This window comes from Pseudomonas sp. SMN11 (assembly GCF_052041945.1).
GTDB lineage: Bacteria > Pseudomonadota > Gammaproteobacteria > Pseudomonadales > Pseudomonadaceae > Aquipseudomonas.
This window is the reverse complement of sequence record NZ_JBKGGW010000016.1, coordinates 99572-113168: the sequence shown is the minus strand read 5'-3', so window position 1 is coordinate 113168 and position 13597 is coordinate 99572. Positions and strand designations below refer to the sequence as shown.

The 13597-nt window shown below is 65.4% G+C and carries 11 protein-coding genes; 10 read left to right on the top strand and 1 reads right to left on the bottom strand.

Annotated features, from left to right (window positions below; translation table 11 throughout):
- Positions 1 to 35: 35 nt before the first annotated feature.
- Entirely contained in the window at positions 36 to 1889 is a 1854-nt protein-coding gene (locus ACLEJU_RS15745; RefSeq protein WP_435424816.1) for a sigma-54-dependent Fis family transcriptional regulator, read from the bottom strand.
- A 279-nt stretch (positions 1890 to 2168) separates the two neighbouring features.
- Between ACLEJU_RS15745 and ACLEJU_RS15740 the strand changes: the two genes are divergently transcribed.
- The 10 genes from ACLEJU_RS15740 (at position 2169) to purD (ending at position 13516) form a co-directional block, all read left to right on the top strand.
- Positions 2169 to 3224, top strand: a complete 1056-nt coding sequence (locus ACLEJU_RS15740) for an NAD(+)/NADH kinase (protein WP_435424817.1) — start codon at positions 2169 to 2171, stop codon at positions 3222 to 3224.
- Positions 3225 to 3246: 22 nt separating this feature from the next.
- A complete protein-coding gene (locus ACLEJU_RS15735) occupies positions 3247 to 4224 on the top strand; it encodes a thiamine pyrophosphate-dependent dehydrogenase E1 component subunit alpha (protein ID WP_435424818.1) in 978 nt (325 codons plus the stop codon).
- Positions 4225 to 4256: 32 nt separating this feature from the next.
- Positions 4257 to 5279, top strand: coding sequence for an alpha-ketoacid dehydrogenase subunit beta (locus ACLEJU_RS15730; protein WP_435424819.1), 1023 nt, complete (start codon positions 4257 to 4259; stop codon positions 5277 to 5279).
- Positions 5276 to 6382 (top strand): acetoin dehydrogenase dihydrolipoyllysine-residue acetyltransferase subunit, encoded by a 1107-nt coding sequence (locus ACLEJU_RS15725; RefSeq protein WP_435424820.1) that lies wholly within the window; start codon positions 5276 to 5278, stop codon positions 6380 to 6382. The genes ACLEJU_RS15730 and ACLEJU_RS15725 overlap by 4 nt, the downstream gene beginning before the upstream one ends.
- Before the next feature lie 220 nt (positions 6383 to 6602).
- Positions 6603 to 7481 (top strand): 50S ribosomal protein L11 methyltransferase, encoded by an 879-nt coding sequence (gene prmA, locus ACLEJU_RS15720; RefSeq protein ID WP_435424821.1) that lies wholly within the window; start codon positions 6603 to 6605, stop codon positions 7479 to 7481.
- A 42-nt stretch (positions 7482 to 7523) separates the two neighbouring features.
- Positions 7524 to 8843, top strand: a complete 1320-nt coding sequence (locus tag ACLEJU_RS15715) for a DUF3426 domain-containing protein (protein WP_435424822.1) — start codon at positions 7524 to 7526, stop codon at positions 8841 to 8843.
- 176 nt (positions 8844 to 9019) lie between these two features.
- Positions 9020 to 10033 (top strand): tRNA dihydrouridine synthase DusB, encoded by a 1014-nt coding sequence (gene dusB / locus ACLEJU_RS15710; RefSeq protein ID WP_152956933.1) that lies wholly within the window; start codon positions 9020 to 9022, stop codon positions 10031 to 10033.
- Positions 10030 to 10350, top strand: coding sequence for a DNA-binding transcriptional regulator Fis (gene fis / locus ACLEJU_RS15705; RefSeq protein WP_008093076.1), 321 nt, complete (start codon positions 10030 to 10032; stop codon positions 10348 to 10350). The genes dusB and fis overlap by 4 nt, the downstream gene beginning before the upstream one ends.
- An 80-nt stretch (positions 10351 to 10430) precedes the next feature.
- Positions 10431 to 12038 (top strand): bifunctional phosphoribosylaminoimidazolecarboxamide formyltransferase/IMP cyclohydrolase, encoded by a 1608-nt coding sequence (gene purH, locus ACLEJU_RS15700; protein WP_103445835.1) that lies wholly within the window; start codon positions 10431 to 10433, stop codon positions 12036 to 12038.
- 182 nt (positions 12039 to 12220) lie between these two features.
- A complete protein-coding gene (purD, locus tag ACLEJU_RS15695) occupies positions 12221 to 13516 on the top strand; it encodes a phosphoribosylamine--glycine ligase (RefSeq protein WP_159412281.1) in 1296 nt (431 codons plus the stop codon).
- Positions 13517 to 13597: the final 81 nt, after the last annotated feature.

Below are 13597 nucleotides of genomic sequence, written 5' to 3'. Positions count from 1 at the left end.
CCCCCCCCCCCCCCCCCCCCCCCCCCCCCCCGCTCCTACCCCTTCATCCGCGGCATCTCGATCCGGTGCTCATGCACCCGTCGATACAAGGTCGCTCGCGATATCCCCAACGCCCGCGCCGCCTCCGCCGGTTTCCACCGATGACGGATCAGGGCATCGAGCAGCAACTGCCGAGCCGGGCTCGACACGCCAGCCTCAGCCGCAGGCACGGCATCACCCCGCACCTCTTGCGGCAGGTTCTCCAGGCACACTTGCCCGCCCTCGCTGACCGCACAGGCATAGCGCAACACCTGCCGCAGCTGGCGCAAATTCCCCGGCCAGCGGTACACCAGCAGCGCCTGTAGCGCGTCGTCGGCCAGCACCACCTCAACTCCGCAAACCTCTGCCTCCTCAGTCAGCAACTGATGAATCAGGCCCAACCGGTCCTCCCGCTCCCGTAGCGGCGGCAACTCGAAACGGGCATTGGCCAGGCGGAAATACAGGTCCTCACGGAAACGCCCTTCACTCACCATCACCGCCAGGTCGCGGTGGGTCGCACAGATCACCTGGATATCTACCCGCTCCCGCCGCGCAGCGCCCAGCGGCGCCACTTCGCCTTCGGCCAGCACCCGCAGCAGGCGGGTCTGCAGGTGCAGCGGCATGTCGCCTATTTCGTCGAGGAACAAGGTGCCGCCATCCGCCTGCTGCAACAGCCCCTGCATGCCTTTGCTCGACGCACCGGTGAACGCCCCGGCGACATAGCCGAACAGTTCGCTCTCGATCAGGCTCTCGGGGATGGCTGCACAGTTCAGCGTGACGAACGGCCCTTCACGGCGCCGGCTCTGCTGGTGCAGCTGGCGCGCGAAGACTTCCTTGCCGGCACCGGTTTCACCCTGCACCAGCACCGCCAGGTTGCAATCCTTGACCCTTGTGGCCAACCGCAAGTGCTGTTCGATGCGCGCATCCTGCGCATGCTGCAAGGGTTGCGCCCGCCCCCGCCGGTGGGGCGCGCTGACCCGCCCGTACAACCCGCCCCAACCTGGCAAGCGCTGGGCCGAGGCCTCGTTGGCGCGGCGCAGCTGGGCCATGTCGAACAGCTCACCGATGTGTTCAGGCAAACGCCCGTGCCGTGCCAGCAAGCGCTCGCGGGCCAGGCTGTTGATCGCCTGCAGGCGGCCGTCGACATCCCAGGCCAGCAGGTAGTCGGGCTGGCTCTCCACATAGCCCGGCGTGCCATGGGCGCGCATCACCCAGTGGCCCTGGGCGCTGTGCATGAAAAAGGCATTCTCGATCTCGCGCGCGGTCTGCTCCACCAATTGCAGGATCAGGTGCTGGCTGCGACGGTCGTCCGGTGATTGCAGGGCCGACACATCCACCACACCGAGCAGTTCACCCTGTGGGTCGAATACCGGCGCCGCCGTGCAGGTCAGGCCGATGAACGCGGCACGAAAGTGATCGCGCTTGTGCACCGTGACCGGCGCCTTGCTGGTCAGCACCGCCGCCACGCCACAGGTGCCCTCCTCGCCCTCGGACCAGCAGGTGCCCAGGTACAGGCCGGCCTTGCGGCAATCGTTGCGGATGACCGATTCGACCCGGTAATCGATGGTGCGCCCCAAAGCATCGGTCAGCAGCACGCAATAGTCGGCGCCGCGCACCCGCGCATGCAGGCGCGCCACGGCATCGCTGGCAATGCGCAGGAACAGTTCGGCGCGCTCGCGGCATTCGTTGAGCAGGGTTTGGGAAAGGATACGCGGCCCCTGCTGGGACCCGGGGTCAAGACGGTACAGCTCCATGGAACGGCGCCATGAATCGAGGATCAGCGGCGGCACCGGCGCCTGGGGCAGGCGGTCGGCGTTCTTCAACACCCGGCTGACGCAATCGACATGGGCTCGGGAGTTCGCGGCAAGCATGGGGCCTCCGGTTCCTGTTTGTTCTTGTCGTTGTGCGGCCATTAAGCGCCTGCCGGCATGTCCCGACAAGCGCCGCGTGATTACCGGTGGGCTTGAGACGCAGCGTCTCAGCCTCCCGGTAAACGCTCGACGATGCTGGCACGCAGCGTCTCAGGCAATCGCCACTGCAGCCTTGCCCGATAGCCATTTAACCGCTCTGCAACGGCGCTTGCAGGGCACGCGAAGAAAGCTGGCACCCGCCTTGCTCAAGCCTAGGCAAACAAGAACACGAGGTGTGCCATGCCGCAGCCCGCCCCGACCATCGGGATCATTGCCAACCCTGCCTCCGGCCGCGACCTGCGTCGCCTGACCAGCAACGCCGGGCTCTACTCCAGCACCGACAAGGCCTCGGTCATCCAGCGCCTGCTCGGCGCCTTCGGTGCCACGGGCGTCGCAGAAGTGCTGCTGCCCACCGACATGACCGGGATTGCCGCCGCCGTGCTCAAGGCCAGCCTCGGCCCCGTGGCACAGGACCAGCACTGGCCGCGCCTGGTACTGCTCGACCTGCCATTGACCCAGACTGTCAGCGACACCCGCCTGGCCACCCGGCAGATGGTCGAACGCGGCGTGGCAATGATCGCCGTGCTGGGCGGCGACGGCACGCACAAGGCCGTGGCGGCCGAGGCTGGTGACACGCCCCTGCTGACCCTGTCCACCGGCACCAACAATGCCTTCCCGGAGCTGCGCGAAGCCACCAGCGCAGGCCTTGCTGGCGGCTTGCTCGCTGGCGGCCGGGTACCGGCCAGCATCGGCCTGCGCCGCAACAAGCGGCTGCTGGTGAAGGTACCGCAGCAACAGCTGTGTGAGTGGGCGCTGGTCGAAGTGGCGGTGTCGCCGCAACGCTTCATCGGCGCTCGCGCACTGAGCCGCAGCGAAGACCTCAGCGAAATCTTCGCCTGCTTCGCCGAGCCCCACGCCATTGGCCTGTCTGCGCTCTGCGGGCTGTGGCAACCGGTGGCTCGCCATGAACCCCACGGCGCCTGGGTACGGCTCAACCCCGGTGCCGAACAGGCCCTGCTCGCCCCACTGGCCCCCGGCCTGCTGCAAGGCTGTGGCATCACCGCCAGCGGCACGCTCAGCCCGGGCGTGGCCCATCGCCTGAGCCTCACCGCCGGCACCCTGGCCCTGGATGGCGAGCGCGAGATCGAGTTCGCCGAACACGACACCCCGACCATCACCCTCGACCTGCAAGGCCCGTTGACCGTCGACGTCGAGGCCGTGCTGGCACATGCCGCCCGTCATCATCTGTTGGCCGTCCCGCGCGGCCATCGGCTGCACCCTGCAACCCCGTGTTGAGACAACCCTGGAGAACAACAAGATGTCCACTCACCTCAGTTCAGAGCAATTGCTGCATGCCTATGAAGTGATGCGCACCATCCGCGCCTTCGAAGAACGCCTGCACGTGGAGTTCGCCACGGGCGAGATTCCCGGTTTCGTCCACCTGTATGCCGGCGAAGAGGCCTCCGCCGCCGGGGTCATGGCGCACCTGCGCGACAGCGACTGCATCGCCTCGACCCACCGCGGCCATGGCCACTGCATCGCCAAGGGTGTCGACGTGTACGGCATGATGGCCGAGATCTACGGCAAGAAAACCGGCGTGTGCGGCGGCAAGGGGGGGTCGATGCACATCGCCGACCTGGAAAAAGGCATGCTCGGTGCCAACGGCATCGTCGGTGCCGGCGCACCACTGGTGGCCGGCGCCGCCCTGGCGGCCAAGATCAAGGGCAATGACAACGTGGCCGTGGCCTTCTTCGGTGACGGCGCTTCCAACGAGGGCGCGGTGTTCGAGGCAATGAACCTGGCCTCGATCATGAACCTGCCGTGCATCTTCGTCGCCGAAAACAACGGCTACGCCGAAGCCACCGCCTCGACCTGGTCGGTGGCCTGCGACCACATCGCCGACCGCGCCGCCGGTTTCGGCATGCCAGGCGTGACCATCGACGGCTTCGACTTCTTTGCCGTGCACGAGGCCGCCGGCGCCGCCATCGAGCGCGCCCGTTCTGGGCAAGGCCCGTCGCTGATCGAGGTCAAGCTGAGCCGCTACTACGGCCACTTCGAAGGGGACGCACAGACCTACCGCGCCCCTGACGAGGTGAAGAACCTGCGCGAATCCCGCGACTGCCTGCTGCAGTTCCGCAGCAAGACCACCCGTGCCGGCCTGCTGCAGGCAGCGCAACTGGACGCCATCGACGCCCGTGTCGACGACCTGATCGAAGACGCCGTGCGCCGCGCCAAAGCCGACCCCAAGCCGCAGCCCGCCGACCTGCTCAGCGACGTCTACGTCAGCTACCCCTGAGCCCGGACAACAAGAACAACAGGAGAACTACCATGGCTAGAAAAATCAGCTATCAGCAGGCCATCAACGAAGCCCTGGCCCAAGAAATGCGCCGCGACACCAGCGTGTTCATCATTGGCGAAGACGTAGCCGGTGGCGCGGGTGCCCCGGGCGAGGATGACGCCTGGGGTGGCGTGCTCGGCGTCACCAAAGGCCTGTACCACCAGTTCCCGGGGCGCGTGCTCGATGCACCGCTGTCGGAAATCGGCTACGTCGGTGCCGCCGTCGGTGCCGCCACCCAGGGCCTGCGCCCGGTGTGCGAGCTGATGTTCGTCGACTTTGCCGGCTGCTGCCTGGACCAGATCCTCAACCAGGCCGCCAAGTTCCGCTACATGTTCGGCGGCAAGGCGGTCACCCCGCTGGTGATGCGCACCATGTACGGCGCCGGCCTGCGCGCTGCGGCCCAGCACTCGCAGATGCTTACCTCGCTATGGACCCACATCCCCGGCCTCAAGGTGGTCTGCCCGTCTTCACCATATGACGCCAAGGGGCTGCTGATCCAGGCGATACGCGACAACGACCCGGTGATCTTCTGCGAGCACAAGCTGCTCTACAGCATGCAAGGCGAGGTACCGGAAGAGGTGTACACCGTGCCGTTCGGCGAGGCCAACTTTCTGCGCGACGGCGACGACGTGACCCTGGTGACCTACGGGCGCATGGTCCACGTAGCCATGGAAGCGGCCAACAACCTGGCCCGCCAGGGCATCGACTGCGAAGTGCTGGACCTGCGCACCACCAGCCCGCTGGACGAGGACAGCATTCTCGAAAGCGTGGAGAAGACCGGCCGCCTGGTGGTGATCGACGAAGCCAACCCGCGCTGCTCGATGGCCACCGATATCAGCGCACTGGTCGCGCAAAAGGCCTTCGCCGCGCTCAAGGGCCCGATCGAGATGGTCACTGCGCCGCACACCCCGGTGCCGTTCTCCGATGCCCTGGAAGACCTGTACATCCCTGACGCGGCGAAGGTCGAAGCGGCCGTGCGCAAGGTGATCGAAGCCGCAAGGAGTGCCGCATGAGCCAGATCCATACCCTGACCATGCCCAAGTGGGGCTTGTCGATGACCGAAGGCCGGGTGGACGCCTGGCTCAAGCAGGAGGGCGATGAAATCAGCAAGGGCGACGAGGTGCTGGACGTCGAGACCGACAAGATCAGCAGCAGCGTCGAGGCGCCGTTCAGCGGCGTGCTGCGCCGCCAGGTGGCCCGGCCCGACGAAACCTTGCCGGTCGGTGCACTGCTGGCGGTGGTGGTGGAGGGTGAAGCCGAGGAGTCGGAAATCGATGCCGTGGTGCAACGCTTCCAGGCCGAGTTCGTCGCCGAAGGTGGTGCCGACCAGGCCCAGGGGCCACTACCGCAAAAAGCCGAGGTGGCCGGGCGCCTGCTGCGCTGGTTCGAGCTGGGCGAAGGTGGCACGCCGCTGGTGCTGGTGCACGGTTTTGGCGGCGACCTCAACAATTGGCTGTTCAACCACCCGGTATTGGCGGCCGAGCGTCGAGTCATCGCCCTGGACCTGCCGGGGCATGGTGAATCGGCCAAGGCCCTGGCAAAAGGTGATCTGGATGAGTTGAGCGAAACTGTGCTGGCCCTGCTCGATCATCTGGACATTGCCAAGGCCCACCTGGCCGGGCACTCCATGGGCGGCGCGGTCAGCCTGAATGTGGCGCGCCTGGCGCCACAGCGGGTGGCGAGCCTGAGCCTGGTGGCCAGTGCCGGGCTGGGTGAGACGATCAATGGCCAGTACCTGCAAGGTTTCGTCACCGCCGCCAACCGCAATGCGCTGAAACCGCAGATGGTGCAGCTGTTTGCCGACCCTGGGCTGGTGACCCGGCAGATGCTCGAGGACATGCTCAAGTTCAAGCGCCTGGAAGGCGTGGATGACGCCTTGCGCCAGCTGGGGTCGGCACTGGCAGACGGTGACCACCAGCGGCATGACCTGCGTGGGATGCTGGGGCAGCACCCGGCGCTGGTGATCTGGGGGGCCGAGGACGCGATCATTCCGGCGGTGCATGCCGACGGGGTCGAGGCCGAGGTGCTGGTGGTGCCCGGGGTCGGGCATATGGTGCAGATGGAGGCGGCGGAGCAGGTGAACCAGAGGCTGCTGGAGTTCCTTCGCAAGCATTGACCCTCTCGACTGCCTGTCCCGGCCTCTTCGCGGGCAAGCCCGCTCCCACAGGATCTCCAAAGAGCTTGAAAACCCTGGATAACCTGTGGGAGCGGGCTTGCCCGCGAAGAAGGCGACGCGGTCCCCCGCCATACCTCTACAAACCCCCCGCACTCGCGTAAACTGCCAGGCTTCTCGCAGCCTCGGGCTGCCCCTGTCAGATTTACCAAAGGTGCCCGCCATGCCTTGGCTGCAAGTACGCCTGGCCATCAGCCCGGAACAAGCCGAAACCTACGAAGACGCCCTGCTCGAAGTCGGCGCCGTATCGGTCACGTTCATGGACGCCGAAGACCAGCCGATCTTCGAACCCGACCTCAACACCACCCCGCTGTGGTCACACACTCACTTGCTGGCATTGTTCGAAGCCGACGCCGAACCTGAGGCGGTATTCGCCCACCTGCAATTGCTTACCGGCGCCGAATTGCCCGAGCACCAGGCCGAAGTGATCGAAGACCAGGACTGGGAGCGCAGCTGGATGGACGGTTTCCAGCCGATGCGCTTTGGCCAGCGCCTGTGGATCGTGCCGAGCTGGCACGAGGCCCCGGAACAGGACGCGGTCAACCTGCTGCTCGACCCGGGCCTGGCGTTCGGCACCGGCACCCACCCGACCACCGCACTGTGCCTGGAATGGCTCGACGGCCAGCAACTGCAAGACACCCAGGTGCTGGACTTCGGCTGCGGCTCGGGCATCCTCGCCATCGCCGCCCTGCTGCTGGGCGCGCGCGAGGCTGTCGGTACCGACATCGACGTGCAGGCCATCGAAGCCTCCCGTGACAACGCCCAGCGCAACGGCATCGCCGACGAAAAGCTGGCGCTGTTCCTGCCCGAGCACATGCCGGCCATGCAGGCCGACGTGCTGGTCGCCAACATTCTCGCCGGCCCGCTGGTATCGCTGGCACCGCAGCTGTCCGGCCTGGTCCGTCCAGGTGGGCTGCTGGCCCTTTCGGGCATCCTCGCCGAACAGGGTGAGGAAGTGGCTGCCGCCTACGCTGCCGACTTTGATCTGGACCCGATCGTCGTGCGCGACGGCTGGGTGCGCATCAGTGGTCGGCGCCGCTAAGCGGGCCTAGAATAGTTCTCTGCACAGCTCCCGGATTGCCGCATGACCGACAGTTTCGTCACCCAGTGCCCGCATTGCCAGACCAGCTTTCGCGTCACCCATCACCAGTTGAGCGTGGCTCGCGGCGTCGTGCGCTGCGGTCACTGCCTGCAGGTGTTCAATGCGGCCAAGCAGTTGCTGGAGCAGAACCGTGCGAAGGCCGGCATTGCCCCCGAGGCGCAACCCCCTGCGGTGGTCGAACCGGTCGCAGCGCCTGAACAGGTCGCCAGCGAGCCGCCGCCGGTCGAGAAAGAGGACTGGGCCATCACCGCCCAGGCCCTGGATGAACTCGACCTGGACCAGGAGCTCGCCCGCCTCGAACGCCGTAGCGAGCCTGCCGAACCGAGTCCGGATGCCAAGGCCGGCGCCCTGCAGGCCCGGCGCGACGAGCCGGCTACCGATGAGCACGATGATGAACTGTTCGGCACCGCGACCGACGACCGCCATGAACCGCTCGCGGCCCATGACCCGGCGCCGGTGCTGCTGGACGAGCAGCCCCTGGAGCCGGAGCCGGGCGACCGCACCGAGCCGACCCTCGGTGGCAACCTGGACCTGGACCTCGACGACGAACCGCCGGCGCAACACGCTGCCGAGCCAGAGCCCACGCAACGGTTCGACGAGCACGATGACGACGTCATTCACGAAAAGGGCCTGAGCGCCCGTGACGACGATGACACCGACCTCCATTTGTCAGCACGCGATGAAGACCCGCTCGAGCCTTTGCCCGGCGAGCGCCTGGAGCCTGGCTTCGCCGCCAAGCCTGAGCGCCCGTCACGCAAGGAGCCGCTGGTCGACGTGGTCGACGATCCGCTGCAACTGGGTTGGGAAAAACCCCGGCCCAACTGGGGCAAGCGCCTGCTGTGGAGCTTCCTGACCCTGCTGGCCGCTGGCCTGCTGGCATTCCAGTACGTGTGGTTCCACTTCGACGAGCTGGCACGCCAGGACCAGTACCGGCCAATCTTCCAGCAACTGTGCCCGATGTTCGGCTGCCAGGTGCCGACTCGCGTCGATATCGGCAGGATCAAGAGCAGCAACCTGGTGGTGCGCAGCCACCCGGACTTCAAGGGCGCGCTGATCGTCGATGCGATCATCTACAACCGCGCACCGTTCGCCCAGCCGTTCCCGCTGCTGGAGCTGCGTTTCGCCGACCTCAACGGGCAGCTGATCGCCAGCCGTCGGTTCAAGCCCAGCGAGTACCTGTCGGGTGAACTGGCCGGGCGCGGCGAAATGCCCAGCCAGACGCCGATCCACATCGCCCTGGATATTCTCGACCCAGGCCCCAAGGCCGTGAACTACAGTCTCAGCTTCCGCTCCCCGGAGTGACGACCCAAGGCTGGCTGCCGGTTTGTCGGCGCCAGCATGCAGTCGCAAACCCTCGGGCATAAGGCTGCAGTTGTTCAGAATTTATCCAAATCCATCTTTATCCGGTCACCGAGAGCGGGTATCATGCCAACCCTTTTTCGGACTCCCATGATTCGGCCCCACAACAGGGAACACCTATGTCGGCGGTACGCATCGGCCCATACACACTACGCAACAACCTGATCCTCGCGCCCATGGCCGGGGTCACGGACCAGCCTTTCCGTACACTTTGCAAGCGCCTGGGCGCCGGCATGGTGGTGTCGGAAATGGTCAGCAGCGACATGAGCCTGTGGAACAGCCGCAAGTCCAGCCTGCGCCGCATCCATGAAGGTGATCCCGAGCCACGCTCGGTACAGATCGCCGGCGGTGATGCGCAGATGATGGCGGCGGCAGCCCGGGCCAACGTCGAGGCAGGTGCCCAGATCATCGATATCAACATGGGCTGCCCGGCAAAAAAAGTCTGCAACAAAGCTGCAGGCTCTGCTTTATTGAGAGATGAAGCTCTGGTCGCCGAAATCCTCCACGCCGTGGTCGGCGCGGTGGACGTACCGGTGACGCTGAAAATCCGCACCGGCTGGGACCGGGCGAACAAGAACGGCCTGAACGTGGCGAAGATCGCCGAACAGGCCGGTATCCAGGCGCTGGCGGTGCATGGCCGCACACGCGCCGACCTGTACACCGGCGAAGCCGAATACGACACCATCGCTGCCATCAAGCAGGCGGTGTCGATTCCGGTTTTCGCCAATGGCGATATCACTTCGCCAGAAAAGGCCCGGGCGGTGCTGGATGCCACCGGGGTAGACGGCTTGCTGATTGGCCGGGCTGCCCAGGGGCGGCCTTGGATCTTTCGCGAGATCGAACATTTTTTGGGGACTGGCCAGCATTTGCCGGCCCCGCAGTTGGACGAAGTGGAACGCATCCTGCTGGAACACCTGGCCGCGCTGCATGCCTTCTATGGCGATGTGATGGGCGTGCGTATCGCCCGCAAGCACGTGGGCTGGTACCTGGCAACACGACCCGGCGGCAAGGAGTTTCGCTCCCGGTTCAACGCTTTGGAAGACACACAAGCGCAGTGCGCCAACGTTCGCGCGTATTTCAGCGAACGTCGACAGAGCCTTGAGACAGAGGACGGACAAGGGGTGGCCGCATGACGATGATGACCGAGACATTAGTGAGTGGAACAACGCCCGTGAGCGACAACGCCAACCTCAAACAGCACCTCAACACGCCAAGCGAAGAGGGTCAGACCCTTCGTGACAGCGTCGAGAAGGCGCTGCACAACTACTTCGCACACCTGGAAGGCGCGACCGTCACCGACGTGTACAACCTGGTGCTCTCCGAAGTCGAGGCGCCCCTGCTCGAAAGCGTGATGAACTACGTGAAGGGCAACCAGACCAAGGCCAGCGAGATGCTCGGGCTCAACCGTGGCACCCTGCGCAAGAAGCTCAAGCAATACGATTTGCTGTAAGCCAGAATCCCAATCAGAAAAGGCGGCCTCTGCGAAGAGACGCCTTTTTTGCTGACTCCACCGCGTTATTGGAACCCGAAATGACCGACCAGACTACCCGCCTGCCAGTCCGCCGCGCCCTGATCAGCGTCTCCGACAAGACCGGTATCCTCGAATTCGCCCGTGAGCTGCAACAGCTTGGGGTCGAGATCCTGTCCACCGGCGGCACCTACAAGCTGCTCAAGGACAACGGTGTGAACGCGGTGGAAGTGGCCGACTACACTGGCTTCGCCGAAATGATGGATGGCCGGGTCAAGACCCTGCACCCGAAGATCCACGGTGGCATTCTCGGCCGCCGCGGCACTGACGACGCCATCATGAACGAGCACGGCATCAAGCCGATCGACCTGGTTGCAGTCAACCTGTACCCGTTCGAAGCCACCATTTCCAAGCCTGGCTGTGACCTGCCGACCGCCATCGAGAACATCGATATCGGCGGCCCGACCATGGTCCGTTCGGCAGCCAAGAACCACAAGGATGTCGCCATCGTGGTCAACGCCAGCGACTACGCCGGCGTGCTGGAAGGCCTCAAGGCCGGCGGCCTGACCTACGCCCAGCGCTTCGACCTGATGCTCAAGGCGTTCGAGCACACTGCCGCCTACGACGGCATGATCGCCAACTACATGGGCACCATCGACCAGGCCAAAGAGACCCTGAGCACCGAAGCGCGCAGCGAGTTTCCGCGCACCTTCAACAGCCAGTTCGTCAAGGCCCAGGAAATGCGCTACGGCGAGAACCCGCACCAGAGCGCGGCGTTCTACGTTGAAGCCAAGAAAGGCGAAGCCAGCATCTCCACTGCCGTGCAGCTGCAGGGCAAGGAACTGTCGTTCAACAACGTGGCCGACACCGACGCCGCGCTGGAGTGCGTGAAGAGCTTCGTCAAGCCAGCCTGCGTCATCGTCAAGCACGCCAACCCATGCGGCGTGGCCGTGGTACCTGAAGACGAAGGCGGTATCCGCAAGGCCTACGACCTGGCCTACGCCACCGACACCGAGTCGGCGTTCGGCGGCATTATCGCCTTCAACCGCGAACTGGACGGCGAAACCGCCCAAGCCATCGTCGACCGTCAGTTCGTCGAAGTGATCATCGCGCCGAAAATCTCCCAGGCTGCCCGCGACGTGGTGGCTGCCAAGCAGAACGTGCGTCTGCTGGAATGCGGCGAGTGGCCAGCCGAGCGTGCTGCCGGTTGGGACTTCAAGCGCGTCAACGGTGGCCTGCTGGTGCAGAGCCGCGATATCGGCATGATCACCGCCGATGACCTGAAGATCGTCACCAAACGCGCACCGACCGAGCAAGAGATCCACGACCTGGTCTTCGCCTGGAAAGTGGCCAAGTTCGTCAAGTCCAACGCCATCGTCTACGCCAAGCAGCGCCAGACCATCGGTGTCGGCGCCGGCCAGATGAGCCGCGTCAACTCCGCCCGCATCGCCGCCATCAAGGCCGAGCATGCCGGGCTGCAGGTGCAGGGTGCGGTCATGGCATCGGACGCGTTCTTCCCGTTCCGTGACGGCATCGACAATGCGGCTAAAGTGGGTATCAGCGCCGTGATCCAGCCGGGTGGTTCGATGCGCGATGCCGAAGTCATCGCTGCCGCTGACGAAGCCGGTATCGCCATGGTGTTCACCGGCATGCGCCACTTCCGCCACTGATTTACGGCAATCGGCCGCACTGAAGCAGGCATCTGCTGAGTTGGGGCCGGTTCCGCTGATGCTCATTGCCAGAAGGCAACTCCGCTCATCGGAACCGGCCCCGCCTTGCATCTACCTGCTTCATTGCGACCTCGTACAGCGAGAGGCCATGCCTCTCGTTCGACAGATTTCGAGGTTTTGACATGAAAGTTTTGATCATCGGCAGCGGCGGCCGTGAGCACGCCCTGGCCTGGAAAGTCGCCCAGGACCCACGCGTCGAGAAGGTCTTCGTTGCCCCGGGCAACGCCGGCACCGCCATCGAGCCAAAATGCGAGAACGTCGCCATCGACGTCTGCGCGCTGGAGCAACTGGCCGACTTCGCCGAGAAGAACGTCGACCTGACAATCGTCGGCCCGGAAGCGCCGCTGGTGATCGGCGTGGTCGACCTGTTCCGCAGCCGTGGCCTGGACTGCTTTGGCCCGACCAAGGGTGCGGCCCAGCTGGAAGGCTCCAAGGCCTTCACCAAGGACTTCCTGGCACGCCACAAGATCCCGACCGCCGACTACCAGAACTTCACCGAGATCGAGCCGGCCCTGGCTTACCTGCAGGAAAAAGGCGCACCGATCGTGATCAAGGCCGACGGCCTGGCCGCAGGCAAGGGCGTGATCGTCGCCATGACCCTGGAAGAAGCCGAAGCCGCCGTGCGTGACATGCTGGCTGGCAACGCTTTCGGCGAGGCCGGTTCGCGTGTGGTCATCGAAGAGTTCCTCGACGGCGAGGAAGCCAGCTTCATCGTCATGGTCGACGGCCACAACGTGCTGCCAATGGCCACCAGCCAGGACCACAAGCGCGTCGGCGACCAGGACACCGGCCCGAACACCGGCGGCATGGGCGCCTACTCCCCTGCCCCGGTGGTTACCCCGGACGTGCACCAGCGCGTGATGGACCAGGTGATCTGGCCGACCGTGCGCGGCATGGCCGAGGAAGGCAACGTCTACACTGGCTTCCTGTATGCCGGCCTGATGATCGACAAGGCGGGCAACCCCAAGGTCATCGAGTTCAACTGCCGCTTCGGCGACCCTGAGACCCAGCCCGTCATGCTGCGCCTGGAGTCGAGCCTGGTGCTGCTGGTCGAAGCTGCCTTTGCCAAAGCGCTGGACAAGGTCGAAGCACAGTGGGACCCGCGTCCGAGCCTGGGCGTGGTGCTGGCTGCCGGCGGTTACCCGGGCGACTATGCCAAGGGCGACGTGATCAATGGCCTGGATGCCGCGGCCAAGATCGAAGGCAAGGTGTTCCATGCCGGGACTTCGCTGAAGGACGGCCAGGTTGTCACCAACGGCGGCCGTGTGCTCTGCGCCACCGCCATGGGTGCCAGCGTTGCCGATGCCCAGCAGCAGGCCTACCGCCTGGCCAAGGAAGTGAGCTGGAACGGCAGCTTCTACCGCACCGACATCGGCTACCGGGCCATCGCCCGCGAGCGCGGTGAGCACCAGCAGTAAGTTGTACCGGTTTGCCGCAGCGCGCCACAGCACCTCGCGCCTGCGGTATCCGGCTCGTCGACAGGGCCCCGAGGGGCCTTG